We start from the raw sequence: 26,418 nt of genomic DNA on the forward strand, positions 1-26,418 counted from the left end.
ATATTTATTCCTAAATTTAACTAGGCAAAGATGATCCTTAATCACTACGTGTTTGTGCCTCGTACATTTTTGTGAAGTTATTTAGACCCAGTGCTGATATTCCTGGGTGAAAAAAGACCCTGTTATACCGTTGTCAATGAATTGATATCTGAAATGAGGGTGTGTAATCCGGCTTAAATTCACGTTATACTTTAAAAGATAGCTATTTTAAATAAAAGATAACTGTAGCATTTCGAGAAAGGGATGATCTCTATGAGTCAAACAGACGAATATCGTTTTCAAGTGAATTTGGGCGGCATGATCGATATTTTGGCCAATCATTTATATAGCAGTCCACGAGTGTTTATACGTGAAATACTACAAAATGCAACAGATGCGATCACAGCTCGCAAGGAGCTGCGGAGGACTACCGCTGAAAGTAGAGCATTAAAAGAAGACAATGCCCTTGAAGATATAGTTTCTGAAAATAACGACTATGAAGGCAAAGTCATCGTCGAGCTATCCGGTTCCGGGGACCAGCAGGTACTGATGATTCAAGATAACGGGATCGGATTGTCGGAAGAAGACATTCACCGGTTTCTGTCGATCATCGGGCAGTCTTCCAAGAAGGGAGCTGATTTGCTGACCTCGGAGACTTCATTTATCGGGCGCTTTGGGATTGGCTTGCTGTCTTGTTTTATGGTGAGCGATGAAATTGTAGTACTGACCCGTTCGGTGAAGGAAGGCAACTCTATGGAATGGAGAGGGAAGCCGGATGGGACGTATACGATTCGTCGATTGGAGACTGAGCTGCCTACAGGGACGCAAATTTATTTGCGCTGTAAGCCAGGGAGCGAGTTTTATTATGAGCCAGCGCAGGTGAAAGATTCCCTGTTTTATTATGGAGCCTTGCTGCCTTATCCTGTCCTGTTGTCTGTAGACGGAGAGACCAAGCAGGTCAATCTTCCATCGACAAGCTGGATGCAGAACCCGGAACAATTACGGAGTCGCCGCGGTGAGGTGCTGGATTTAGGCTATCGCCTGATGGGTGAGCGCTTCAGTGATTTTATACCGCTGCGAACGGCATCGGGCAGAACCGGCGGGATTGCATTCATTTTGCCTCGTAGTGTTAATCTGAACAGCAAGCGGCTGCATCGGGTGTATCTGAAGCATATGCTTGTGTCTGACAAAGCGGAAAATGTATTGCCAGAATGGGCGTTCTTCATTAAAAGCCTGATTTGGACAGATGCGTTGCAACCAACGGCATCGCGTGAATATTTTTATGAAAATGAGCAGCTTGATGCGGTTCGTTCTGAATTGGGGACCTGTATTCGCGAAGAACTGCTACGCATGGCGGAATATGAGCCAGACCGCTTGCAGCACTGGATTCATTTGCACGAGCTGTCCATGAAGGCGCTCGCGGTCGAGGATGATGAATTTCTGCGGATTATGCATCGCTGGTTTTCCTTCGAAAGTACATTTGGGCGGCGCGAGCTGAGTGAACTGATCCGAGAGGCGGGCGGACGTCCGCTCCATTACACGGCGACCGTGGATGAGTATCGTCAGATTACGCATGTGGCGGCAGCACAATCGATGCTGGTGATCAATGGCGGATATATCTATGATTCGGAAATTTTAGAAAGGCTGCATTGGGTCGACGCTACTCTGCACACAGAGCGACTTAGCCCTGAAGACGTATCTCTTTCTTTTACCGGACTGACGCAGGAAGAGCATACAAAGTATTACGGTGTGCTGCGTGTGATGGATGCTGCTTTGCAGCCGATGCGGTGCCGCGCTGAGTTGAAACGTTTTGAGCCTGCGAGCTTGCCTGTGCTGTACACCATTTCACAGGATGCACTAACCTTGCGCTCTATGGAAAACACCGTTGAAGAGACAACTTCACTTTTTTCCAATGTGCTTGATAGTCTAAAAGCGGGAGTCCAGCAGAACGCGGGCTACTCAACCTTATATTTTAATTTGAATAACCCGGTAGTGGCGCGGATTTTTGAGGCTACTGATACACAGATGATTACGGCTGCGACAGAAATGATGTATGTGAATGCGCTTATGATGGGTCACTATCCGATGAACCGCAGTGAGCTAGGGCTGATGAACCGGAGTGTACTGCATTTTATCAATTGGGGATTAGGGAACGGACAGAACACGTAATTGCGTAACTAGAGGAGGATTCAAATGGAAGAGACGATATATGAATTGATGGAGCAGGCGCAGGATATGCCTGGAGGGGCTGCAAAGCTGGCGATTCTGGAAGAGGCTGTTCGCTTGGCGGATTCTTCAGGCTTGAAGGAGCTCGCTTATGAAATTCGGGGAGAGATTGTAGACTGTGCTATTTTTAACGGATATCCATTGAAATCGCTGATTGCTTTTTCATGGCAGCTGGGTCAATTTGACCAAAACCCAGAGGAGTACGACCCCGTTGAACTGTTGTGGAATTACAAATGGATACTCGGGAAGGTGTGCAGTTTTCCGAATATATCGAAGACTCAAATCGAGGATCTGGTAGAGGATATGCGCAGACGTTATGCCGAGTACGGGTATAATGAGCGCCCATATTACTATTATAAATTCCGCATCGCGATGGACATGGGTGAATTGGATGAAGCACGGCGGTATCTGGATATGTTCCGCGTGATTGAGCCGGACAGTATGAGTGATTGTGAAGCCTGTGAGCAGAGCCAGATGGTGCGGTTCTATTACTTGACCGGAGAAGACGAGCAGGCGCTTGCCGTGGCCAAGCCGATTTTGTCGGGACGGATGAGATGTGCAGAAGTGCCGCATGTGACGCTCTCACAGGTGCTTTTGCCGCTGTATCGTCAAGGCGAGGTTGATCAGGCGAAGGAGCAGTATCGTAAAGGCTATCGCCTGGTTCGTGATGACCGCGACTTCCTGAAAACGATAGCAGAGCATATCGAGTATTTGACGATTGCAAATCCGATCGAAGGAATCGGAGTGGTGGAACGTCATTTGCACATCGCATTGGACTATGAGAGCGGATTGGAGCAAATGTATTTTTACGCAGCGATGGTGGGGCTGCTGCAAAAGCTGGATACTTCGAGAAAACTTCGTTTGATTCGGATGCCTGCATCTTTTGAATGGGGCAAACAGGAACGTACGTTAGAAGAGATTATTGCGTACTTCAAACCACTGGCAGAATCTGCGGCAGCTGAATTTGATCGACGGAACGGGAATGCATTTTATTCAAATTGGATCGGAAAGATCGTTCAAACGGCGTAGAAGAACAGGCGACTGTGGCGAATATTTTATACAGCCCAAACAATGAACGAGTACAATGTTCTTGTTTGAATGGACAGGAGGGATTAGATCGTGACTATGACCCGGAAGGTCATTAATTTTGCACATCGCGGAGCTTCGGGGGTATGTCCTGAAAATACGATGGCGGCTTTCCGCCACGCGTTGGAACTGGGATCAACAGGCATCGAAACGGATGTGCAGCGTACCCAAGATGGGCATTTGGTGCTGATTCACGATGAGTCGCTGAAGCGCACGACAGGTTGCCCACTGGATGTAAAAGATATTACGCTGGAAGAATTGAATAAATTGGATGCGGGCAGTTGGTTTAATGAGAAATTCCAAGGCGAGCGGGTACCGATGCTGGATGAGTTACTGGAACTGGCACAGTCCTCGGATACCATTATCAATCTGGAACTGAAAAATAGCATTCATCTCTATCCGGGGATGGAGGAAGAGGTTATTGCCGCTGTGAAGCGTTTTGGATTGGAAGAGCGGGTGATCTTATCCAGCTTCAATCATGAATCGCTCGCGCTCTGCGCGCAGATTGCTCCCGAGATCGAGACGGGAGCGCTGTATATTGAAATTATGGTTCGCCCAGCGGAGTATGCAACCCAATTCGGGGCAACAGCACTTCATGCCTACAAGCAAGTGGTCACACCCGAAGCGGTGTCTGAGGCTTTGGCATTAGGCGTCGTCTACCATCCATGGACGGTGAATGAGCCAGAAGAAATGGAACGTCTGCTGGAGGCCGGAGTGAACGGCATCATCACAGACTATCCTGATCGGTTGGCGCACCTTCTAGCTGTTCACTCTTCCTAAGTGGAAGACACAGTAAGACTACAACTAAGGATTGTATGGAAATAGTTGTAGGCTATGTATTGAAAGAAAAAGACTCTCCTACGTACTCGCTTTCACGAGACGAGGGGAGTCTTTTCTGGCTAGAGCTGAAGAGAGTACCATCACGACGATTTGGATTCTGTTCTACTTGATGCCGAGTCTCATACGATAGCTGAACAGGATATCCAGTGTTCTACCTTCAAAATGATTCTCTACCAGCTTGATGAAGCGAGCTATATCGTCATCCAGCGTTCGATTGCCAAGTTTGAAAAGGCTCTGAATCCCTCCCTGGCTAAGAGCGAGCCCAGTATAACGAGCAGCATCACATTGCTCACGATTGTGGAAGACAATCTCCCGGGTATAGCGAAATTGTCCGCTGCGGTGCAGATTAGCTAGATGCTGATCCTTGCTCCATTTATGAGCCTGTTGCTCTACAGGAGCTTCCTGTTCCAAAATGGCATCCGCTTTGGTGATCAGCTCTGTATAAGCTTGCTCGATCTGCCATTGCAGCACTGGAGGCCAGTCACAGTCAAAGGCCGCGAACACGCCGCCTTGAGCCAAGACCCTGCCTGCTTCATGGAGCGTGCTCTCGGGGTCCATCCAGTGAAAGGATTGAGAGCAGGTAATGACGTCTACAGTGCCTTCCTCAAAGGGCAGGTTGTTGGAGAACCCGCTTTCGAAGGAAATAGCTCCTGCCATTGTCGTTCCTGCCCTCTCCAGCTTTTGTTGCGCTATTCCTCTCATGTCTGGGTTAGGCTCGATGCCGACGATTCGGCAAGCGGTGTCTTTCCATATGAAGGTTGAAAGTCCGGTACCGCAGCCAAGATCGGCAACTAGCTCTACGTTCCGATCCAGATAGCGGCTGATGATTTCTACCACGAGTGATGGCGCTTCTGGACGGTGCTGATCGTAGTTGTCGGCAAAGCCATTGAAACGATCCACATTACTTTGCAGATTTCCCTTAGGAATCATAGGGTCTTTTCCTCCTTAGCTTCGGCCGGCGACCGCACAAATTCCGATGCTCTGTACTCTTACATTGTACAATTTTATGTGCTTAACCAGCTACTTTCGTGATTTCACAACATGATCGGATTTCGGTAGGAGGAAATTTGCCTATTTTATCATGGAAGCAAGCGCCCACTCCCGCATCATGGAGTCAAGCATTGGACGCAAATCTTCGCGCTGCATGCCCATATGAAGCACCGCTTCCAGATAGCCCGCTTTATCACCGATATCGTAGCGTGTGCCCTCCAGTTCCAATGCGAGCAGTTGACTCTGCAATGCTACTTGATGCAGGGCATCTGTCAATTGGTACTCACCGCCCGCTCCAGTGGACATGTTTTCCAATATGGAGAAAATAGAAGGCTCCAATACATAGCGACCAATGACGGCCTGCCGCGAAGGAGCGTCTGCCGGGGATGGCTTTTCAACAAGTCCGCCGACTTCATGAATAAGACCATTCTGGTGGATAGAGTCAATAATGCCGTATTTACTGACATCCTGTTCTTCTACTGTGCGCACGCCGACCACTTGCTTGCCAGTGGCTTCGTATACATTCATCATTTGACGAATCGCTGGAGTGGAGGAATTCATAATGTCATCGCCCAGTAACACGGCGAAGGGCTCATCGCCAATGAATTGACGAGCGCAGCGTACCGCATGTCCCAGGCCGAGGGGTTCCTTTTGACGGATATAGTGAATGACGGCTTTGCCCCCGATGCTCTGAACCTCACGCAGGAGATCATATTTTCCCTTGCTCTCCAGTACTTGCTCCAACTCTACAGACTTGTCAAAATGGTCCTCGATGGCTTTTTTATTACGCCCCGTAACGATAATGATGCTGTCAATTCCAGACTTGATGGCTTCTTCAACAATATATTGAATCGCTGGTTTATCTACAATTGGGAGCATCTCTTTTGGTAATGCTTTTGTAGCTGGCAAAAAACGGGTTCCTAAACCAGCGGCAGGGATCACGGCTTTTGTAATTTTTCTCATAGAGATTCACTTTCCTTTCGGGATGGGGAACCGAACACCCAGTATCGGCTCCCGATATAATTGATGATCATTCCGGCTGCGGTAGCGATCAGCTTGCCTAAAGCAAGCGGCAGCTCGGTTTTAGTGTGAAGCACTTGCAGCAATAAGGAGGTTATCCCCAATACGATGAGGTTGATGGTAATAAATTTGAGTAATTGCCCCTTGTTCGTGTTGTTTGTTTGTTGTTTACTGAAAGTCCATTTGCTGTTCAAAATATAACTGTTGGCTGTACCGCAGCTATACGAAATGATCTGCGCCACCACGACCGGCACTCCGGCCCAAGCCAGCAGCATAAAAATGATATAATCTACACCCGTATTCACCAGACCTACGATGCCAAATCGGATCATAGGAAGCAGCTGGGCTATGCGACTTTTCATTGGATTAGGCTCCATGACCGGATTTAGGCCCAGTATATACCGCGCTGTTGCCGCGCACTGTGCGTCCACCCGAAATCAGGCTCTCGCGGGCTCCTTGCATATACAGAGAATCGCGTTGTTCAGGGACCTTCATAGCATGAGTCGGACCGTTATCGTATTGTCCACCCAGACGCTCACGGACAATATAGAGTGGGCGCGCTTTGGTTTCGTCATAAATCCGCCCAATATATTCACCCATAATACCGAGAATAATCAGAATCACCCCGTTGAAGATCAGGCTGATGCTAATCATGGACGACCAGCCCTTCATCACATAAGAATCGGTGAAAAAGTTAAGAAACAATACATACATCAGATACAGGAAGCCGGACATGGACAGAAGTGCTCCGATGTAACCTGCCAGCTTGAGCGGCTTGATCGAAAAAGAAGTGATCCCGTCGAGACTGAGCTTGATCATGCGTTTTAACGGGTATTTAGTTTCGCCTGCGAGCCGCTCATCGCGCTCATATTCAACAGCGGTTTGTTTAAAGCCGATCCAACTGACCAGACCGCGTACGAACCGGTTATTTTCCGGCAGCCGTTTCAATTCATCTATGACCTTGCGATCCATCAGACGGAAATCCCCGGTGTCGACCGGGATATTAATATCCGTTGATGCTTTAAGTACACGGTAAAAGAGGCTGGCAGACCATTTCTTGAAGCGAGTTTCGCCATTGCGTTTGAGTCGTTTGGCGTAGACGACTTCGTAGCCTTCCTTCCACTTATTAGCCATCTCAACAATCAGTTCCGGCGGGTCCTGGAGGTCGGCGTCAATGACGACGACCGCCTCTCCCACCGCATAATCCATCCCGGCGGTAATGGCTAGCTGATGACCAAAGTTGCGAGAGAAATCAATCAATACAATCGTGTCATCTCTGAGACTGAATTCCTTGATGAGCTGGACGCTGCGGTCCGAACTTCCATCATTGACGAAGATCAGCTCGTAGGGCTCGCCCATTGAGCCCATGACTTGTTTCAGCCTCCGATAGGTTTCTGTAATAACGGCTTCCTCGTTGTACATTGGAATAACTATGGAATAACGGATAGGTTCACTCATTCGTAATTCCTCCTCGTTTATAGTGTGATTTCGTATAAAGTACCGCTTCCGCCACGCTCGTCTCCACCAAATCCACCTTGACCATCCTGAGCGCCTGCGTTGCTGTTCGTAGCGTCGCCTCCGCTGTCGGTTGCTTTCACTGCTGAACTTGTTTCTGCTGTGGTTGTTGTTTTCCATTCATCTGTAGGGATTACTTTGCCATGTTCTTTGATCCATGCATTGACTTCGGAGTTCCCGCCATCCGGACCACCGCCGCCACCAGAAATCATAAAGTATTTCACTTGCCCACTTTCGACCAGCGCCTTGATCTTATCGACGGTATAGACCGGATCGGAAGATACAAAGCCGTTCATAATAATTACTTTTTGGCCGGCCTCGATCAAGTAAGGAGCGGCAGTTGAATAATTGCTTGCTGCGAAAAGATAGGTTTCACCTGTGTTATTTTTTTGCAAGTAGCTCAACGTTTTTTGATCCAGACTTTGGCTGCCGTTCGGGCCACCCATTCCTCTGGAGCGGGTAGAAGATCTCTGTTCCGCGTCTGCACTTGTTGGCGTGCTTGAAGTATTTTTATCAGAGTTGGAATTTCCTGTGTTAGTAGTCTGGTTATTGGCTTGAATTCCTTCAGCTTGTTGCCCATTGAAGCTCCGATCTCTGTTGCCATCATTGCGGCCTGGCATTCCGCCACCGCCGCTAAATTGAGTTGGTCCAGCTTGTGGAATCATGCTGTTCCCTCCGTAGACGATCGGTGTTAGTGCCCAGTACACAGGGCCGATAAACATAGCGAGTGCACTTGCGATGATAGCGTATCTTGTGAACTTCTCGGATTTCATTCGTGCTACCACCAGGAGCGCTGTGCCGACGATCCCCAGGATCAATACCGCGATGGACCAGCCGCTGCCGATGGTGTCGTTGTAATTTTGCAGAACGAACCAGCTAAATACCGATGTTGCCAATACTGCCACAGGCAACATCCAGGAGAGCCAGTTGGAACGCTCACGATACTGTTGCCACAATTCTACGAATCCTGCTCCGAAGAGCGCTGCAATCGGTGGTGCGAGCATAATCAGGTAATAATGATGGAAGAAACCTGCTACGCTGAAAAATGCAGCTGCGGGAATCAACCAAGCAAGCCAGAAGATAACTTCTTTATGTTTCTGTGTGATATTACGGCGTCGAATACCAGCAAGCAGACCGATGGATGCTATGATTGCGAACGGAAGCAGCCAGCTGGCTTGGCCTGACAGGGCGGATTGGAACAATCGCAAAGGTCCCTTTTCACCAGTGCCGAACATGCCGCCACCGGAATTTTCGCCCGGCCCACCACCAGGAAAGCCTTGACCACCTTGCCAATCTCCACCAGGAGCGCCTTGTCCGTTCCCACCGAATCCGCCCGGTGGCATTTGGCCACCTGCACCGGAGCCGCCTGCTGCCATGCTGTTGGCACCAGAGTCATCCATAGTGGTAGTGCTGCTGGATGATGTAGTCGTTTGGGCCTGATCCGTGTTTGTATTGTTCCTATTCGTTGCAGCGTTATGGTTCTGCTCTGCGCGTTGATCGCCACGATTGCCACCCGTTCCCCGGTCTCCTGTCAGGCGGGACAGGCCGTTATAACCAAAGGCCAAATTCAGTACAGAGTTATTGCCGCTACTTCCCATATAAGGACGTTCATCGGCCGGAGTGGAGTCCACTATGACTGCCCAAGAAAGCGATACAATCAGGAGGACCACTGCTGATCCTGCCAACGTTATTGCTTTTCGCTTCCAGTTATACTTGGAAGCCAGCAGATAAAAGAGGCCCAACGCAGGAACGATCATATAGGCTTGCAACATTTTTTCGTTAAAGGCGATGCCGACGACTGCGAAAGCGGCCAGGATCAACCCGGTTTTGCTATTTTTAAGGCCTCTGAACAACAGCCATGTTGCGAGCAATAATGTGAAGACCAACATAGCGTCAATGTTATTCGTGCGGCTAACCGCTACGGCTATCGGTGTCGTTGCCATGGCGAAGGCAGCTAAACGTGCGGCCAGTGTACCGAAGCTTGGTTTGACGAGTAAGTAAACGAGCAAGACCGAACCGACCTGAGCCAGGGCCTGCGGCAGGATTACGCTCCATCCGTGAAGCCTGAATATATAAGCGCTCAACGTCTGAATCCAGAACACGACAGGCGGTTTGTCTACCGTTACCGATCCTGCAGAATCAAGTGACGCGAAAAAGAAATTGTGAAAGCTTTGCAGCATGCTTGCTACTGCCGTTGTGTAGTAGGTATTTACATACTTGTCTTGCCAGATGTTGTATCCGTTCAAAAATGCGGATATCAGCATAATGATGATCAGGGGGATGTCCGCCCTGGTCTTAAACCATTTCTTAATCATGTTCATTCCACTCCCTGTGAAAGTTTCTTTGTATTTATTCCGTTCTTGGCCCGGTGAACTACCGGCTTGCTATTATCATGCCAGACGTACCTTAATGGGTTCTGAGCGCTCCCTGAACGTTAGCTGAAAGCTGAGGCGAGATGCTTTTTTTACGGCAGGATTCAGGTATATTAGATACAGGTGAAAATGAACTGGCTTTTAATCATGAAAAAAATGCACCCATATGAAAGGGAAGATTAATAATGAATCCAATATACGGAGTTAAGATTATGCTGGCGGACGATGAGCCTCATATTTTGCAATTTTTAGAGCTTGGCCTGATTAATGAAGGCTATGAAGTCAGAACCGCTGAGAACGGGAGTGATGCGCTCGATCTGGCAAGAGAGTTTCGTCCGCATGTAGCAGTGCTGGATGTGATGATGCCTGAAATGAACGGTTTTGAGGTATGCCAAAGTCTCAAGGAGACGGAGGATAACATCGCAGTCATTATGCTGACAGCCAAGGACGATGTGGATGATCGGGTAAAGGGACTAAAGCTCGGCGCGGATGATTATATCGTAAAGCCCTTTAGCTTTAACGAGCTGCTGGCTCGCATCGAAGCGCGCTTGCGAAATCAGTTCCCCGACCTGCTGGGGGAAGTGGTTCACGGACCCTTTCAGGTGGATGACCGGCGGAAGGAAATTCGCTATCAGAGCCAGGTGCTGGAGCTATCGCCTACCGAATACGAACTATTGAAGTTTCTGGTGTTAAATCACGGAATTGTGCTGAGTAAAAGTCGTATTCTGGACCGAGTCTGGGGGTATGACTTTGGGGGCGAGGATAATATTGTGGAAGTGTACATTCGCTCCTTGCGTGAAAAACTCAAAGATAAGGAGCATCGGGTTATTCGGACGCTGCGCGGCGTTGGGTACCGTGTGGATCTGTTATGAAGGCGGGGAGGAAAAGTCGCAGAAAATTTGCGCTCGGTTCTCTCCGGTCCCAGCTTTTGGCCAGAACCTTACTCATTTTGGCTTTGCTGCTCGTATTGATCGGTTTTCTCCAATACTTTTTAATGAAAGATTTTCTGTATCGCAGTCGAGCAGACGCTATGAACACACAACTGAGTTCAATTCCAGGCGATTTACTGATTAAAGATTCGCAGGAAAAGGGTGAGGAAGAGAACGCTGCTCCCGAAGATGGTATCAATCGGAGGATTAATCGACCGGGGCCGTTTCTGTTTTGGCCGGATATGTCGCTTGCTTCTATAGATATAGACGGCACCTTCCAGAGCTTGTCCAACGAAAATGGACTTGAACCGCCGCGCCTCACTTCTCAGCAGTATCAAGCAATGCAGCAGAGCAAGCGCATGCGTCACGGCTACCAATTAATTACAGATGCTCAGGGCAATGAGCAACTGGTCGTGTTTCGCCCGCTCGGTCCACCAGACCGTTCGTCAGGGTTACTGCAAATGGGCGTATCCACGAATTCTATGCAAGAGCAGTTGATTAATCAACTCCGCACCTTTATTTTATTGTCATTGATTGCACTTGCGATTGGTTTGGCGCTTATGCTTCCTGTGCTTCGCCGCACATTGGTGCCCCTCTCCAGAATGGTCGAGGCAGTCAAACGTATTGATGCAGGCAATCTGGACGAGCGGTTTGACGCAGAGCAGGGTCAGTATGAGGTGGATCGCCTGGCGGTTTCATTTAATGGCATGCTGGAGCGGCTGGAGCGTTCTTTTGCTGCTGAGCGGGAATTGCAGATGCAAATGCGGCGATTTATTGCAGACGCTTCCCATGAACTGCGCACCCCGCTCACATCCATCCACGGGTTCTTGGAAGTGCTGCTTCGTGGAGCTGCATCCAATCCAAAGCAGCTCCAATCCGCACTGGAAAGTATGTATGGTGAATCCAAGCGAATGAATAAGCTTGTCTCTGATTTACTATTGTTGGCGAAGCTGGACCGAACACCAGAGTTGAAGTTGGAGGATATATCGCTAGATGCATTGCTGCTGGAAATGAAGCCGCAGCTCCTTATGCTGGCAGGTACACGTAAGGTGGTTTTCGATATGACGGCAGGTGTTCAGGTATTGGCAGAAGGCGATAAAATCAAACAGGTCGTGCTTAACCTGTTTCACAATGCTGTTCAGCATACCGATATAGAGAGAGGCATAATCCATGTCAACCTGTCGGCGGGTAAGAAAATGGCTGATATTCAAATTCGTGATAATGGACCCGGTATGGGTAAGGAACAGCTGGAGCGGATATTTGAGCGGTTTTATCGTGGAGATGAATCGCGTACACGCAGCTCAGGCGGAGCGGGCCTTGGGCTAGCTATTACACAATCCATCGTGGAAGCACACGGTGGGAGCATTACGGCTGAAAGCACACTGGGGACAGGAAGTGTATTTAAAGTAAGGCTACCTTTAGCAGGGACAGTATAGTATTGCCGATTATGGTCTAACATAAGAACAGCCCCCCGAACCGCGACTTTGGTGAAATAACGGCTCGAGGGGCTTTTTTAATTGTTAGTTAATGAGTGCAGCTTTTTGTAAGAGCACATGCAGCACCTTGGCAGATGCCTCACGCGTTGTAGGTGCATCTGGCTGGAAGTAGGAAGAGCCTTTGATCGTCGCTCCGTTAATAATCCCCGCCGCACTTACTTTTTCAATACTGTCCTTGGCATAGCCTGCAAAGGATGAAGTATCATGGTACGGTGTACGTGTAGGACCATCGGCTGTTGTTTTGATTTGAAGCAGGTCTACTGCTTTACCCAGCACAACAGCAATTTCTTGACGACTGATATTTGCATGCGGATCAAACTTATCGTTGCTGCGACCTGTAATCAATCCAGCCTCATAAGCGGCTGCCACATCGCCGGAATACCAGCTATCTGCCGGAATATCACTGAATGGTGCAGCAGTACCTGGTGTCAGGCCAAGTGCCCGTGTGACCAAGGATGCAAATTCAGCACGCGTCACGTTGTGCTTCGGTGAGAATGTCGTGTCGGTTGTGCCGTTAATCAGCAACTTATGCGCTAGCGATTGAATTTCCGATTGGGCATACGATGATGAAATATCTTCAAAACTTACAGGACGTGTTGCCGCTGCGTACGTCGAGAAGCCCGGACGACTTACCTTAACGACGGTAGATCCATCAGCTTGCTTGGTGAAGATAGATGGAACGGGATAAACATTTCCATTCGCCGTATAAAGTACACCGGCTGTATTAGGATCAATTTGACCAGGTACGGTAAAGGATCGGGTAATGAATTGTTCTGGCGCAACTTTGAGCGGTTGACTCTTGCCACCCGTGATGACGTTGGCCTCAAATCCTACCGGGGTGCCGATCACATTCGAGCCTTTCAGCTTGCTTGTAAATGTGCCGCTCGCCTCTGCCTGGCTGCTGATAATTACTTCAATGCCTGCACCTTGAGGTGCATTTTTTAGAGCTGATATTGGCAATGCCAGGGAAGAACCTGTATTGCCCACAATCAGGCTGCTTCCTGCTGCGGCTTTCCCCAGCGTTGCCAGCTGTACCGAAGTGAGTGATGCTTTAGTCGTTTGGCCTGCTTGGCTAGTAGCCGACAATACAATAGCTGTCGGACTGGAGCCAGCTGCTGTCACAGCAGCCTGCAGGTCTGCATCAGCTACTGTCAGTGACTGTACATTATTGTTTAACGCAACGGCTGTAGGCACAGCTTTTACAGCTTGTCCTTGCTTCACCACGCTTTGCAGTGAAGGTGCAGATGTAGCGACAGGGGTAGAGGTGCTAGTTACAGCAGAAGGCGTAGTATTGCTTCTGCCGCCACCTCCACCCCCTCCGCCGCCACTACTACCACCAGATGAGGCGCTATTATCCACACGGATCGATTTAGTGGCAGTGAACAGTTTAGGACCAGCAGTATTGCGTTCGACTTCTCCCTTTTCATTCAGTTCTGGGGAGCTGACTTCCAGCTTGTATACGCCATCTTTCAAGTGTTGAATAACGGGCTGACCGTTAGCATCCAGAATCGGCTTGCCATTGTCATCAAATTCGACATAGCTTCCGTCAATCCCCTTAAAGGAATATGCGCCTTGTTTGAGGCGAGCGTTAGCTCCTTGTTCCTTGGAAGTAGTAATCCCATTAATCATACCGATCAGCTTATCATCTAATCCGTATACATAGAGCGCGATCTGATTGGTTTTATCTGTGGTCAGACGGAAAGTCAAATCCGTTGTGCGCTGCGCACCTGTACGATTTGGATAAATAATCGGGTTCGTGAAACTCAGGTCCTGCAAGCCGAAGCCTGTCGTTGGATTTTCTGTGCCGACATGCACAACGAACGGAAGATGAAGTGTCGGCTGTCCAGCGCTTTTTAGAATAACCTCTCCTTCATATACACCAGTAGCTGCATTCGCATTTGGTTGTACAGACAGGAAGAACGGTTGCGCTTTGCCTGGTTCTGCCGAGATAGATCCATTCGCGCCAACCCCCTGCAACTGAACGGCAATGTTGCTAACGTCAGGTGTTGCAATCGGCTTGGTCGGATCTGAGGTAACCTTATCATGTAAAACATAGCTAGCTTCATACTGCACAGGGTTAGCAGACAAGTTTTTGAGTTGAAGCTGAATCTGCTTCGCATCGCTACCAGGTCGTAACACCCCGAAGCTGGCGGAAGGATTGTAATTCACAACTTCCTGACGATTAAAGTTCTTATCAAGAATCGTAATCTTTTCCACGGTTTCCAGTAGAGCTGGAGTCTGGATTGCATTGGCGATGTTTACAAGACCTGCACCTTGGGAATACACATCATATTGGGTTTTATTCTCATCATAGAGTGTAACCGAAGTGTTTGCCAAAGCAGCGCGGATATCAAACGGTGTCCAGTTCGGATGCTGCTGCTTCAGCAGCACAGCCAGTCCAGCCACATGTGGGGATGCCATACTCGTTCCGTTGCTGCGTTTGTAAGCTTGCGCATAAGATGCACCCGGATAGAACTTGGCAAAGGCAGGGTACGTTGACATAATGCCAACCCCCGGTGCGCTCACGTCCGGCTTGATGCTCAGCAGTTCATCTCCATTTGGTCCGCGGGAGCTAAATCCGGCCATGGTATTACCAGGATTGTCAGTACGACGATACTCTTCACCAAAAGTAATAAAGAATTTTTGTTTGTGGTTTTGGCTTTCAATGATTTGTCTTGCCAGTGCTCTACCTTCTTTTCCTATCATGTCAAAGGCAGGAATATAATCTACATTGTCTCCTTGATTCGAATTAATGTAACCGTCGTAACCAGGGATAGCTTCACTCAGATTGGCTTGTGTACTGTCGCTAGATTTCGCTTGACCATTAAAAATAATAATAGCCTTTGCACCATTTTGTTGTGCGTTCGCGATTTTATCTACGAAGCCCAAGACGCCACGCGATACGACCACAACCTTACCTTTTACATCTTGAGAAGTGAAATCATCTGGATATCCCAAGTTGGCATAAACTAATTCCAATGGTTCTGTCCCTAAAATGGAAGAAAAATCCTCATGGAATGTTTGCCAACCCATCATGTTAAAATTGTAATAGGTATCTGATGTCACTGTTATTGGCTTTTCGGCATCACCATAGGTTACAAGATTGACGGATGCTTTATTGGAATAGCTATGGCTCGGGGATGTGGCTGCACCAACGGAAATTGCCAGCTGGGATGTGGCCGGAGAACCCATCGAATAAAAATAAGGTCCATCTTGTGCAGCGTTACCGTTTGCGATGACCGCGACTACCCCGGAAAGTACCGCATTATTGATGGCAATAGCATCTGGGGAGTTAGGATCTTTTTCAGAATCCGAGCCTAGCGACAAGTTGATGACGTTCATGCCATCTTTGACAGCACGTTCTATACCGTCGATGACCTGTGCGGAGGAACCGGAGGAACGACCAGTTTTGGTATTGCGTCCAAGCACCTTATATACGTATAAGTCCGATTTATAGGCAATCCCTTTTTGCACAATATCCGAGGATTTATTTGCAGCTTTCCCGGCAATTGTACCGGAGACGTGGGTACCATGTGTCGTTCCGCTAAAACCTGTGCCGTACGGATCATTCTCTTTTTCAAGGAACGGTTCCTCGTAAGGATCGTTGTCCTGTTCAAAAGAGTCATAACCGCCTTTGTAGGCTTCTTTCAAATCCGGATGCTCATAATCGATACCAGTATCAATAACCCCGACCTTGATTCCCTCGCCATGCAATCCTTTGGCCCAGGCTTCAGGAACACCAATTTGGTCCAGTGGTGCATTGTCATAAGTGGCTTCATTGGCTGTAAGTGTTGGCGGGTCCTGTACGGGGATGGAATAATACGTTTTGTTTTCGTGAATAGATTTAACGCCTGGTAGTTTAGCTAATTCCGGGATTTTATTGGCTGGCACCGTAACCTCCAGTCCGTTAAGCACTGTGTTGTACTGGTAATTCACTTGAAGGGAAATACCGTGCTCAGCGGCTTGGTCTACGAATGTGGTTTGCTCAGTAGCGATCGCAGATTCGGCTTTTTGCTCGGATTGAGCGGTGAAAGCCTTGGCGCTTGAACGTGCCGCATATTTGTCCACAGCTAGCGGCTCACCATCAAGCTGTACGATGACTCTGACCTGACGGGAGGAGTCTGTGCTCAGCTCAGGTGAGATAAAGGCTGGAGCCGACTCAATAGTTAATGCTTCTTGAGCTTTTAAAAATGAGTCGATGGACAGATCAGCAGGAGCGGCAGAACTGAAAGACGGCAGAGATAGGCTTACCGTCAAGGCAAGAGCGAGTGATACGACAGGTATTTTTCGCAAAATGATCGGCTTTTTCAAAGATTTCCCTCTTTTCAATCAAAATATGATATCTCTCCATACTAGGATTTGAAGCCACTGCCGTTGTTCTCACGCCTCCTTAACATCTAAAATAGTAGAATTGACCACTGGTGACTAACTTGCCAGTTTTGAGGCATATCTTACCATATTGGTGGGATATATTACTATATGTTTTTTATATTTTTAGAAAAAATAAGGGTAACTTCACATATAGATTCCATGGAAATGTTATGAATTTACTAGATTATTTTTGAAATCATTCGAAGGGGAATGGGAGAATGCGAGATTTAATGATATAATCTGCATTGGAATTGTTGAGGTTTCACAATCACGTAAAATGCTTAAGGCGAAGGAGTCGATTATGTTGGCAAAAACATTGATTTTTGGGCATAAAAATCCGGATACGGATACCATTTGCTCAGCTATTGCTTATGCAGACCTGAAAACCAAACTGGGTGCGGACGTAGAGCCGGTTCGTCTGGGCGAGGTTAACGGAGAAACGCAGTATGCGCTGGATTATTTTAAAGTGAGCGCGCCGCGTCTGGTTGAGCAGGTTGCTGCTGAAACAGACAGCGTTATTCTGGTCGATCATAATGAACGCCAGCAAAGCGCAACGGACATTGACAAGGTACGTGTAACTGAAGTCATCGATCACCATCGGATCGCTAACTTTGAAACAAGCCAGCCGCTTTATTTCCGTGCTGAGCCAGTAGGTTGCACAGCTACCATTTTGAACAAGCTCTACAAGGAAAATGGTGTAGCCATTCCCAAAGAAATCGCAGGTCTGATGTTGTCCGCGATTATTTCTGATTCCCTGTTGTTCAAGTCCCCGACCTGCACAGATCAGGACGTAGCCGCTGCTCGCGAACTGGCTGAGATTGCTGGTGTGGATGCAGAACGTTACGGTTTTGACCTGCTTAAAGCGGGTGCTGATTTGAGTGGACACACGATTGAGCAGTTAGTAAGCTTGGACGCAAAAGAATTCCAGATGAATGGACATAAAGTGGAAATTGCGCAAGTGAACGCAGTAGACGTAAACGACGTGTTGTCCCGTCAAGCTGATCTGGAAGCTGCTTTGTCCCAAACCATTGCGGACAAAAATCTCGATTTGTTCTTGTTTGTCGTAACAGACATTGTGAACAGTGATTCCATTGGTATTGCGCTGGGAAGCCAAGCTCAGGCGGTTGAAAAAGCCTATAATGTACAGCTGGATGACAACAAGGCTGTTCTGAAAGGCGTCGTATCGCGCAAATCGCAAATTGTACCTGTATTGACCGAAGCTTTTAACAGTTTGTAATGATAAATAATAAGCCTCTTGAACCGACTGCATGAAGGCAGTGAAAGCAGGAGGCTTATTTTTATTTCCTCATTATGAATCCGCTACCATGAAAATTGATGAATACTGGGAGCCGCTATCATTCGGCTAGCCGATTTGCGGGCAGGTTAGACGAACAGATGTTGTCTCAGTCTTTGCACCATTTGTCTTTCTCCTCTCTGAGGGAGTTGGGGGTGGTTAGCCGCGCACTTTTAACATCTTCAAACGCATCTCGTACGCGTGACAAATAGGTCTGAAACTGGCAGAGTTCCGACTCACTAAAGTCTGACATCAGACGTGAGGCTAGTCCTATAAAAAAAGGGTCCATCTGCTGAATTTTGCTTCTTCCTTTATCATTCAGGGACACAAATACTCCCCGCTTGTCATTGGGATCGTCGTATTTATTAATGAATCCTTCTTGCTCCAGAGAAATGACCATAGAACTGATGGCTGCTCGGCTGACACCCATCTTTTCAGCCAAAGCAGAAGGAGACGACATTTCATCTCTTTGCGCAGAAAGTACACATAGTGCAATATATTGCCCGTAGGAGAGACCAAACTCACGCGAACGTTTTTCCATACTTTTTCTTATTTCATATGTTATGGAAAATAAATCCACCAAAACACCAATCGGTTTATTGCCACCTGGGAATAGATTATAGGCCAGTTGACGAATTTCGGAGTCCAAAAAAAAGAACATGCGATCCACCTCGATGTAGTTAATTAGTTAACTGTAATTTAATTAACCACTGGTTGCAATGATTTATACAAACTTTGTTCTGCATTTTTTTGAAAAAGTATCTGTAATACGTCATTTCCAGGGTCCGATGCACTGTTCAATGCCCTGATCCACAAGGGCTTGAATGGAGGGCTGACGCAAAGTACGTCCTTCTTGCCATCGCCACTCACTATATTGAATCTTGGCGGTAAACATGGGCTTCACCCAAAATGCGTCTTGATGTCGATCCGGTTTATTGATAAAAGGGCGCTCTGATCGGGTATGAGGCATCAGGCGCTCGGTAAGCTGACGCCAATCTCCACGAGTAAGCTTGCCTGTACCCACGTGCCCGATATAGCGCAGCCGTCCTTGTTTATCATACTGGCCCAGCAATACAGCGTTGACAACACCGCCATTCAAAGTATAGCCACCGATAACGGCAATGATATCACCATAATTTTTGACCTTGAGCCATCGTCTGTCCTGTCCGCCCAATGTGTATGGACTATCCAGTTTTTTGCACACAATACCTTCCATACCCTGGCTGCACATAACTTGAAATAGAGCCTGTCCATCAGGATGAGCAGGAGCCAGTTGAACCCGTTCGTTCGGTATGATGACCTGATGCAGCAGTTCAAGTCTTTCCTGTAACGGTTTGCGATGAACCCACTCCCCATTTAGATAAACAATGTCGAACAACATGTAAGTAGCGGGTACTGCTTCATAGGCTGCCTGAATTCGATCCGTCCGACGAATCAGGTCCCGGCGCATAATTTCATGGAACGACGGCTTACCATCGGTGCCAAGTGCGATCATTTCCCCGTCCAGTATGACTGAATCTGCCCTACAGTAAGAGGAGAAATGAGCAAGCTCTGGGTACAGCAGCGTACGTTCATGCTGCTTGCGATTAAACAGGCGCGTACTGCCCTGGTCGTGATACGTCAAAATTCTCGTACCGTCCCATTTTATTTCATAGCGCCAAACACCTGCATCGACAGGTACTTTTTCGCTCAGTTCCGGCTCAAACGGGATGACAGGCTTCATTTCCTTATCCAAAACAGCACCTCTCTTTACCTCAATTGGAATAAATATAGTGTTGACGACAGTTCCATTTTTATGTACGTGATGTTTCGCTATTCCCTAAAAAGGGGAATGATAAGGATATCTAACGTGGGCATGAAGTAATTGCAGATTGCTCTGATTCGTTAGCACAGGGGTGTTACGTGATTTTCTTCAGTTAGAAAGGAGATCGGTCTTATGAGACAAATTCGCGAAGAGGACCATGCAGTAGTCATGGTGGATGATGGACAGGTAGTTGCGGAAGTAGGTTATAAATCTGTAGATGACCAATCGTTGGTCATTGACCATACATTTGTATCTGAGGAGTTACGAGGCCAAAACATTGGCAAGGAGCTCATTGACAAAGTTGTTGCTATGGCGAGGGAACAGCATAAAAAAGTGATTCCTGCTTGCTCGTACGCTCTGGCTTTGTTCAAGCGCCATCAGGAATACAGCGACGTCTGGCAGCAATGAATATGGCGATCAAGGCAGCGTTTTTGCACAGCCAACAAAACACCGGAGTGGGAAACGAGCCCTCCGGTGTTTTTTGTGTATAAAGCTCGTAAAATGGATGCATTCTACCGTTAATATTGGCAAATAAGGCGGTTCCCCAATCGATGAAGCATATTTTTTGGAGAATAGCTGTGAAATTGTTCATACTGTTGTCACTTCACAGGCTATCTATGAGTTCTATATAATATATTATGATGATGACCGCAAAAATAACGAAAACCTGAATTTAAACGAAGGAGACGCTCATGATGAATAAAGCGAGTGAGGACAAGCAGTACGTTCCAACGAGCAATCGTAATTTTACAGCCTTGATTATCACGGTTTCCATTATAGCCAATGTGGTTATTTTACTGCTGTTCTTTTCGCCGATCGGATACCAAGGGAGTGTCAGTTTTGATCTCACAATTTTCCCAAGGTTGAATGCGATTTTTAACAGCTTCACATTTATTTTCCTGGTGGCTGCATTGGTTGCGATTTTCAAGAAAAACATTAAAGTGCATAAAACCTTTATTCTGTTGGCCTTTGCCACTACCGTTTTGTTTTTATTCTCCTACCTGACCTTCCATTACATTTCGCCGGAAACTGCAAAATATGGCGGTGTGGGTATCCTTCGGCCGATTTACTTTACGCTGTTGATTTCGCATAGTATACTGGCTGCGATTATCGTACCGCTGGCACTGTTCACAGTTGTATGGGGATGGACGATGCAGGTAGCAAAACATCGTAAAATTGCACGTTGGACGATGCCTATTTGGCTATATGTGAGCTTGACCGGGGTGTTAGTGTACGTTTTCATGGCCCCATATTATTAATAGATGTGAACCCTCTGCGGGTTGAGCTGGAATCATGGCGTCTCTGTTGAAGAGGCGTCTTTTTTGTATCCAATAAAAGAAAAATTATTCCTTCTAAATTTATTTTATTGAAAAAATGTTCCTTCCATAACGGTATTTCTGTTATAATTTACCTTAATCAACTAAGAACAAGGGGGTCACCATGTGACAAAGAAAGCGAAAGGCAGGTTACGGTTGCTCGTATTTATGCTGGCGCTGGTTGTACTGCTGAGCGGCTGCGGTGGCGGAGGCTCAAAGTCGGAAAAGGTAGACGGAGGGAAAGTAACACTGCAATTTTGGACCATTGCGCTACAACCTACATTTACCCCGTATTTTAATCGGGTCATTGCCGATTATGAGCAGAAGAACCCTAATGTCAAAATCGATTGGAAGGACTACCCATATGACGCAGTGACCAATAAGTTATTGACGAGTATCGCTAGCAACAGCAGCCCGGATGTAGTAAATCTCAATACGGAATTTGCTAGCCAAATGGGCTCTAAGGGTGCTGTTGTTGATATGAATGAACACTTATCGCCTGAGGAAAAGGCTGCTTATTTCGAGGGTATATATAACTCCACTGTTATTAACGGTAAAGCTTATGCGCTACCTTGGTACACTGGCACGGAAGTGCTTTACATGAATACAAAACTGGTTAAAGCTGCAGGAATGGACCCTGCTCATCCGCCAAAAACGCGGGAGGAGCTGACAGAATGGGGTCGTCAGATCAATAGAAAAATCGGTAAAACGGGCTATGCGCAGCAGCTTGTATCCAAGCTTTTTGCGGTTGACGGTATTCCTATTCTAAATAAAGAAAAGACAGCAGCGGCATTCAACACACCAGAAGCAGTCACCATGATTGATAATCTAAAAAAACAGATGGAAGATGGTGTCGTGCTCAAGGAAGATGCTGACTTCTCACAGCAAGTGAAATATTATGCCGGAGAGCAGGTCGCCTTCGAGCTGGCTGGTCCAACGTTCATTAATTTTATCAAAACGGCAGCGCCGGACGTATATAAGAATACGATTGCTGTCCCCGTCCCAACCGGTAAGGCTGACGTGCGGCTCTCCAATTCGATGGACTTGGTCGTGCCTACCAAGTCTGCACATGTAGACGAGGCTGTAAAATTTGCTGTTTTCTTAACAAATGCAGAGAGCCAAACGGCTTTTTCTAAAGAGGCCAATACCCTACCTTCTACGAAGGAATCTATTAAAGACCCGTATTTTACTCAGTCTGACCAGTCATTAGAAGCACAAGCCAAGGTAGTATCTGCACAAAGCCTGGATAAGGCGACAGATTATATGGTCGGGGTGCCTAATGCCAAGGATGTAAACAGTGCGATCGCACGAGCCTTGCAAAATATTTTATTGAACGGAAGGGAAACGAAGGAGACCCTTACTGCTCTGGAGCAGGAAGTAAACGATATTTTAAAGCAATAGGTATGACAGGGGAGTAATGCAAATACTCCCCTGTTCATTTATCAAAATCAGGTGGTGATGCAGCATGATCAAATGGTTGAGGTCGGAGTCCTTTACGGCCTGGGCCTTTATGACGCCGGGACTGTTATTACTTGCCGTCTTTGTATTTTGGCCTATTATCTACAGCATTCCGCTGGCATTGACGGACTATTCTGTCATATCAGATACCCACTTTGTCGGCTTGGATAATTTTGAAGCGGCGTTTAAGGATCATAACTTTCTAATTTCGATTTGGAATTCATTGTTGTACGTGCTCATTGTCCCCTTTCTTCAATTTTTCTCTATCCTGATGGCCGTGCTGGTGAACAGCCGTATCCCTGGAATCAAAATATTTCGTACCACCTACTACATTCCTGTTGTGACTTCGATGGTGGCTGTAGCCTTAATTTGGAGTTGGCTGTTAGGCAATAACAGCGTAGTGAACTATTTGCTTATACAGGCCGGTTTAATTAGCCAAGACATACACTGGCTAGCGGACAGTAATTTGGCTTTGTATGTGCTGATGTTCATCACGATGTGGAAGGGACTCGGCTATTATATGATGCTCTATCTGGCGGGATTACAAAATATTCCTCAGGATTTGTACGAAGCCGCCAGGGTGGACGGGGCAAGCCGATGGCAACTGATTATTCATATTACGCTTCCGCTGCTGAAGCCTTACGTGCTGTTTTGTACCCTCATATCGCTCATGGCAGCTATCCGCGTATTTGATGAGGTGTACGTGTTAACCAAGGGTGGACCGGGAACAGCCACGTTGACATCCAGCTTGTATATTTTCCAAAAGGGGATGGAGCAGTTTAATTTTGGGTACGCTTCGGCACTTGGCTTAATTGTCGGTGCAATGATTGCGGTACTTAGTATTATCGTATTCCGATTCAATAGGAAAGGCGGTGTCAATCCCTATTGATGAATCTACAGAATGACAAAATGCTGCGCTCTCCTAAAAAGGAAAGCAGACGCTTCATGCGTATTCTTGGCCGAGTACTCAGAATGACGGTAATATATGTGCTTTTAGTGTTGCTTGCCATCTTTTTAATGGGACCATTCCTATGGCTGCTCAGCGTATCCCTCATGCCAGGCCGTAATATTTTTTCAACGCCGCCTGCGATTTTCCCGACTTTTATTGATTTCGACAACTATGTTCAGGTGTGGCAGTTCATGGATTTTCCAAAATATATGCTGAATACGGTCATCATAACGGCGCTGGGCGTTGTGCTCAATGTGATACTTGCCAGTTTGACGGGATATCCTTTGGCGGTATTTCGTTTTAAGGGTAAAAATGTGGTGTTTACGCTGCTGATTGCTACGATGATTATTCCTTCTTACACGGCATTTATTGTGCATTATCTGACCATTCAAGGGCTTCATCTGGGCAATACATATATGGGTGTGGTGTTGCCTGGGGCAGTCTCTGTATTCAACATTTTCCTCATGCGGCAGACGTTTATTCATATTCCCGCCGATGTGCGCGATTCCGGTAAAATGGACGGCGCTTCGGAGTTTCGAATTTGGTGGCAGCTGGTGCTTCCGCTGGTGAAGCCGGCGCTTGCTGTGATTTCTCTGTTGGAGGCCATGTCATTCTGGAACAGCTTCCTGTGGCCTATTGTTATTTTGAACGATACAGAGCTGTACCCGCTGGCAGCTGCACTTACGTATCTCAATGGTCAGTTTGCCTATAATTTTGGCTGGATTGCTGCAGGCACGATGATTTCGGTATTGCCGATCATTATATTGTTCCTGTTCACACAGCGCTATTATATGGAAGGCTTGGCGGGAGCGGTAAAAGGATAATTCGGAAGTCTCGGCTACAGAGAGCCCGTAAATGGAAGGAGACGATTGCGATGGAACTGTCCAAAGGAATGAGGCCTAATTCAGGTGGAGGACTAACAGCGCAGGAGGTTCAATATTATTTTCGTGATGTGTATGACAGTGGGGATAAATTGGTTATCTCTGAACCCAACCTGATCTGTGAACTTTCCTCTCGCTTCGCAATGAATCAGGAATATGAAGGTGTACTGGACCCCGAGGGACCGATTAGACTCATTGCACCTCCGGGACCCGGTGTTCCGACTGAAACAAGGGGAAGCGTGCAGTTGGTGCTCGAATATGACGGTACGCTTACAGCGGATGGATATCGTTTGGACATTCAGAAGGAAGGGAAAATTGAAATCCATGCACCCAATAAAAGAGGCCTTAAATACGGCATGGATGCCCTACATCTCCTGCTTCAAGTAGAACAGGAACGATGCACGCTGCCGGTGATGTCTATTCGGGATGAGCCTTCCTTTCCGGTCAGAGGAATCATTGAAGGCTTCTACGGAAAACCGTGGAGTTTCGCGGATCGGCTGGATGCCGTCCGTTTTATGGCAGCGCATCGGATGAATACGTTCATGTATGCTCCCAAGGATGATCCATATCATCGTGAGCTATGGAGGGAACCGTACCCTGAGGAGATGTTTGCGCAGATCTGCGAATTAAAGGAGGCCTGTGAACGGCACGAGGTTGATTTTCATTATTGTATCAGTCCAGGGAATGATCTGAACTTTGGCAGCGATGAAGATTTTCTCAAATTGACGGAAAAGCTGGCAGCCATGATAGCGATAGGCGTGCGTCACTTTTCTGTATTAATGGATGATATTGATTACGTACTCAAAGGGGAAAATCGACATTTGCTGGGCCGCTCGGGCCACGCTCATGTCTTTTTGACGAATAAGGTCCATACATGGTTGGCTGAACGGCTGCCTGAATTTACGCTGACGGTCTGTCCTTCAGAGTATTGGTCCTATTGGGATACCGAATACAAAAAGGATTTCCGGGAGCGATTGCATCCGGAGATTAAGGTGTTCTGGACGGGATACTTTGTGTTTGCTCCACAGATTAGTCGCCAGCATGCTGCCGATAATCATGCGTTCTATGGGCATGAGCTGTGGCTGTGGGATAACATCCCGGTGAATGATTGTGACCATGATCGGCTATTCCTCGATCCACTGCGCGGGCGGTATCCCGGTCTTCCAGATTGCGGACATACCGGCATGGTAGCCAACCCGATGAACCAGTGGGAGTGCTCCAAGGTGACGCTCATTACAATGTCCCACTATATGTGGAACAGTGAGCGGTATATGTCAGAGCTATCGTGGGAATGGGCTGTACGGGAGTTAGCGGGAGAGCATCCCGATGAACTGATGTTTTTCTGTCGCCAAAACAAGAACAGCCGATTGGGTAGCTGCATGTATGAGGACGTAGACCTTGCCTTGCAAATGCGTGATATCCCTGCGCTGGATATCTACTTTGAGCGGTTGCTACATGCCGTGAGCGTCCTACAGAACATACCTGCCAGTGATCCGGTGGCAGGGTTCGTAGCACAGGCGAGGCCTTGGCTGGAACGTGCCAAGTTGGACGTCAACCTGTGGCAAGTGCTGCGCCAAGCTGCGCTCGGCAGCGAGCGCCAGAACGATGGGCAGCCGCAAGGAAGCCGCATGCAGAGCGATGTAGTTGGCGACGAAGAGTCGCAGTCTTTGACGGGCGAGATCGTCGACGAACTGCGACGCGGTATTACGGCTTGCCTAGAAGCGGAGGCTCGGCTGGGGAGCGATCCGGCGATCCGCGCTGCCGCGCAGTGGGGCTATGTCAATCAGGATGAAAAGGGAACATATCGACTGATTTTGTGAGTATTTGCATGGAATAACAAACCAAGGCAGCATAGCTGCCCTGAAAATAACCATTTGCCGTTTAGGATAACG

20 protein-coding genes are annotated in these 26,418 nt (G+C 47.6%); 12 read left to right on the plus strand and 8 right to left on the minus strand.

Going from position 1 to position 26,418, the window contains the following annotated elements; all coding sequences use genetic code 11:
• The first annotated feature begins 252 nt into the window (after window positions 1-252).
• From ACQQ6X_RS23910 to ACQQ6X_RS23920, 3 genes are all read left to right on the plus strand, one after another.
• On the plus strand, window positions 253-2,148 hold the full coding sequence (locus tag ACQQ6X_RS23910; protein WP_305167349.1) for an HSP90 family protein: 1,896 nt from the start codon (window positions 253-255) through the stop codon (window positions 2,146-2,148).
• A 24-nt stretch (window positions 2,149-2,172) separates the two neighbouring features.
• Window positions 2,173-3,234 carry a hypothetical protein gene (locus ACQQ6X_RS23915; RefSeq protein ID WP_305167350.1) on the plus strand — a complete coding sequence of 354 codons (1,062 nt, stop codon included), beginning with the start codon at window positions 2,173-2,175 and terminating at the stop codon, window positions 3,232-3,234.
• 90 nt (window positions 3,235-3,324) lie between these two features.
• The gene (locus tag ACQQ6X_RS23920) at window positions 3,325-4,071 is read left to right on the plus strand and encodes a glycerophosphodiester phosphodiesterase (protein WP_305167351.1); all 747 of its coding nucleotides are present in this window, start codon (window positions 3,325-3,327) and stop codon (window positions 4,069-4,071) included.
• Window positions 4,072-4,233: 162 nt separating this feature from the next.
• On the opposite strand, the gene ACQQ6X_RS23925 is transcribed toward ACQQ6X_RS23920, so the two are convergent.
• The 5 genes from ACQQ6X_RS23925 to ACQQ6X_RS23945 all read right to left on the minus strand — a co-directional run bounded on the left by ACQQ6X_RS23925 (window position 4,234) and on the right by ACQQ6X_RS23945 (window position 9,971).
• A complete protein-coding gene (locus tag ACQQ6X_RS23925) occupies window positions 4,234-5,061 on the minus strand; it encodes a class I SAM-dependent methyltransferase (protein ID WP_305167352.1) in 828 nt (275 codons plus the stop codon).
• A 141-nt stretch (window positions 5,062-5,202) separates the two neighbouring features.
• Window positions 5,203-6,084 (minus strand): UTP--glucose-1-phosphate uridylyltransferase GalU, encoded by an 882-nt coding sequence (galU, locus tag ACQQ6X_RS23930; RefSeq protein WP_305167353.1) that lies wholly within the window; start codon window positions 6,082-6,084, stop codon window positions 5,203-5,205.
• Entirely contained in the window at window positions 6,081-6,503 is a 423-nt protein-coding gene (locus tag ACQQ6X_RS23935) for a GtrA family protein (RefSeq protein WP_305167354.1), read from the minus strand. Before ACQQ6X_RS23935 ends, galU begins: the two co-directional genes overlap by 4 nt.
• A gap of 4 nt (window positions 6,504-6,507) precedes the next feature.
• The gene (locus ACQQ6X_RS23940; protein WP_305167355.1) at window positions 6,508-7,599 is read right to left on the minus strand and encodes a glycosyltransferase family 2 protein; all 1,092 of its coding nucleotides are present in this window, start codon (window positions 7,597-7,599) and stop codon (window positions 6,508-6,510) included.
• 17 nt (window positions 7,600-7,616) lie between these two features.
• Window positions 7,617-9,971, minus strand: a complete 2,355-nt coding sequence (locus tag ACQQ6X_RS23945) for a glycosyltransferase family 39 protein (RefSeq protein WP_305167356.1) — start codon at window positions 9,969-9,971, stop codon at window positions 7,617-7,619.
• A 242-nt stretch (window positions 9,972-10,213) separates the two neighbouring features.
• Between ACQQ6X_RS23945 and ACQQ6X_RS23950 the strand changes: the two genes are divergently transcribed.
• Window positions 10,214-10,900 (plus strand): response regulator transcription factor, encoded by a 687-nt coding sequence (locus tag ACQQ6X_RS23950; protein WP_063206977.1) that lies wholly within the window; start codon window positions 10,214-10,216, stop codon window positions 10,898-10,900.
• Window positions 10,897-12,393, plus strand: a complete 1,497-nt coding sequence (locus ACQQ6X_RS23955) for a sensor histidine kinase (RefSeq protein WP_305167357.1) — start codon at window positions 10,897-10,899, stop codon at window positions 12,391-12,393. The genes ACQQ6X_RS23950 and ACQQ6X_RS23955 overlap by 4 nt, the downstream gene beginning before the upstream one ends.
• Window positions 12,394-12,477: 84 nt before the next feature.
• On the opposite strand, the gene ACQQ6X_RS23960 is transcribed toward ACQQ6X_RS23955, so the two are convergent.
• Window positions 12,478-16,764 (minus strand): S8 family serine peptidase, encoded by a 4,287-nt coding sequence (locus ACQQ6X_RS23960; RefSeq protein WP_305167358.1) that lies wholly within the window; start codon window positions 16,762-16,764, stop codon window positions 12,478-12,480.
• Between the two features lie 361 nt (window positions 16,765-17,125).
• On the opposite strand from ACQQ6X_RS23960, the gene ACQQ6X_RS23965 reads away from it, so the two are divergent.
• Complete coding sequence (locus ACQQ6X_RS23965) at window positions 17,126-18,061, plus strand: manganese-dependent inorganic pyrophosphatase (RefSeq protein WP_305167359.1); 936 nt, start codon at window positions 17,126-17,128, stop codon at window positions 18,059-18,061.
• Between the two features lie 166 nt (window positions 18,062-18,227).
• Here ACQQ6X_RS23965 and ACQQ6X_RS23970 read toward each other — a convergent pair whose 3' ends face one another.
• Window positions 18,228-18,779, minus strand: a complete 552-nt coding sequence (locus tag ACQQ6X_RS23970) for a MarR family winged helix-turn-helix transcriptional regulator (RefSeq protein WP_305167360.1) — start codon at window positions 18,777-18,779, stop codon at window positions 18,228-18,230.
• 111 nt (window positions 18,780-18,890) lie between these two features.
• Window positions 18,891-19,853 carry an RNA ligase family protein gene (locus ACQQ6X_RS23975; protein ID WP_305167361.1) on the minus strand — a complete coding sequence of 321 codons (963 nt, stop codon included), beginning with the start codon at window positions 19,851-19,853 and terminating at the stop codon, window positions 18,891-18,893.
• A gap of 201 nt (window positions 19,854-20,054) precedes the next feature.
• On the opposite strand from ACQQ6X_RS23975, the gene ACQQ6X_RS23980 reads away from it, so the two are divergent.
• From ACQQ6X_RS23980 to ACQQ6X_RS24005, 6 genes are all read left to right on the plus strand, one after another.
• On the plus strand, window positions 20,055-20,330 hold the full coding sequence (locus ACQQ6X_RS23980; RefSeq protein ID WP_149035118.1) for a GNAT family N-acetyltransferase: 276 nt from the start codon (window positions 20,055-20,057) through the stop codon (window positions 20,328-20,330).
• A 284-nt stretch (window positions 20,331-20,614) separates the two neighbouring features.
• Window positions 20,615-21,181, plus strand: coding sequence for a DUF420 domain-containing protein (locus ACQQ6X_RS23985; protein ID WP_430493503.1), 567 nt, complete (start codon window positions 20,615-20,617; stop codon window positions 21,179-21,181).
• Between the two features lie 183 nt (window positions 21,182-21,364).
• Window positions 21,365-22,639 (plus strand): ABC transporter substrate-binding protein, encoded by a 1,275-nt coding sequence (locus tag ACQQ6X_RS23990; protein ID WP_305167362.1) that lies wholly within the window; start codon window positions 21,365-21,367, stop codon window positions 22,637-22,639.
• Window positions 22,640-22,703: 64 nt separating this feature from the next.
• Complete coding sequence (locus tag ACQQ6X_RS23995; RefSeq protein WP_305167363.1) at window positions 22,704-23,585, plus strand: carbohydrate ABC transporter permease; 882 nt, start codon at window positions 22,704-22,706, stop codon at window positions 23,583-23,585.
• Complete coding sequence (locus ACQQ6X_RS24000) at window positions 23,585-24,469, plus strand: carbohydrate ABC transporter permease (RefSeq protein ID WP_305167374.1); 885 nt, start codon at window positions 23,585-23,587, stop codon at window positions 24,467-24,469. Before ACQQ6X_RS23995 ends, ACQQ6X_RS24000 begins: the two co-directional genes overlap by 1 nt.
• 50 nt (window positions 24,470-24,519) lie before the next feature.
• A complete protein-coding gene (locus tag ACQQ6X_RS24005) occupies window positions 24,520-26,346 on the plus strand; it encodes a protein O-GlcNAcase (RefSeq protein WP_305167364.1) in 1,827 nt (608 codons plus the stop codon).
• Window positions 26,347-26,418 lie beyond the last annotated feature (72 nt).

It is taken from the genome of Paenibacillus ottowii (assembly GCF_050516475.1).
GTDB lineage: Bacteria > Bacillota > Bacilli > Paenibacillales > Paenibacillaceae > Paenibacillus > Paenibacillus ottowii.

Coding starts and splice junctions, on each gene's coding strand:
- ACQQ6X_RS23910 (WP_305167349.1), top strand. CDS start 253: ATGAGTCAAACAGACGAATATCGTTTTCAAGTGAATTTGGGCGGCATG.
- ACQQ6X_RS23915 (WP_305167350.1), top strand. CDS start 2,173: ATGGAAGAGACGATATATGAATTGATGGAGCAGGCGCAGGATATGCCT.
- ACQQ6X_RS23925 (WP_305167352.1), bottom strand. CDS start 5,061: ATGATTCCTAAGGGAAATCTGCAAAGTAATGTGGATCGTTTCAATGGC.
- galU (WP_305167353.1), bottom strand. CDS start 6,084: ATGAGAAAAATTACAAAAGCCGTGATCCCTGCCGCTGGTTTAGGAACC.
- ACQQ6X_RS23935 (WP_305167354.1), bottom strand. CDS start 6,503: ATGAAAAGTCGCATAGCCCAGCTGCTTCCTATGATCCGATTTGGCATC.
- ACQQ6X_RS23940 (WP_305167355.1), bottom strand. CDS start 7,599: ATGAGTGAACCTATCCGTTATTCCATAGTTATTCCAATGTACAACGAG.
- ACQQ6X_RS23945 (WP_305167356.1), bottom strand. CDS start 9,971: ATGATTAAGAAATGGTTTAAGACCAGGGCGGACATCCCCCTGATCATC.
- ACQQ6X_RS23950 (WP_063206977.1), top strand. CDS start 10,214: ATGAATCCAATATACGGAGTTAAGATTATGCTGGCGGACGATGAGCCT.
- ACQQ6X_RS23955 (WP_305167357.1), top strand. CDS start 10,897: ATGAAGGCGGGGAGGAAAAGTCGCAGAAAATTTGCGCTCGGTTCTCTC.
- ACQQ6X_RS23965 (WP_305167359.1), top strand. CDS start 17,126: ATGTTGGCAAAAACATTGATTTTTGGGCATAAAAATCCGGATACGGAT.
- ACQQ6X_RS23970 (WP_305167360.1), bottom strand. CDS start 18,779: ATGTTCTTTTTTTTGGACTCCGAAATTCGTCAACTGGCCTATAATCTA.
- ACQQ6X_RS23980 (WP_149035118.1), top strand. CDS start 20,055: ATGAGACAAATTCGCGAAGAGGACCATGCAGTAGTCATGGTGGATGAT.
- ACQQ6X_RS23985 (WP_430493503.1), top strand. CDS start 20,615: ATGATGAATAAAGCGAGTGAGGACAAGCAGTACGTTCCAACGAGCAAT.
- ACQQ6X_RS23995 (WP_305167363.1), top strand. CDS start 22,704: ATGATCAAATGGTTGAGGTCGGAGTCCTTTACGGCCTGGGCCTTTATG.
- ACQQ6X_RS24000 (WP_305167374.1), top strand. CDS start 23,585: ATGAATCTACAGAATGACAAAATGCTGCGCTCTCCTAAAAAGGAAAGC.
- ACQQ6X_RS24005 (WP_305167364.1), top strand. CDS start 24,520: ATGGAACTGTCCAAAGGAATGAGGCCTAATTCAGGTGGAGGACTAACA.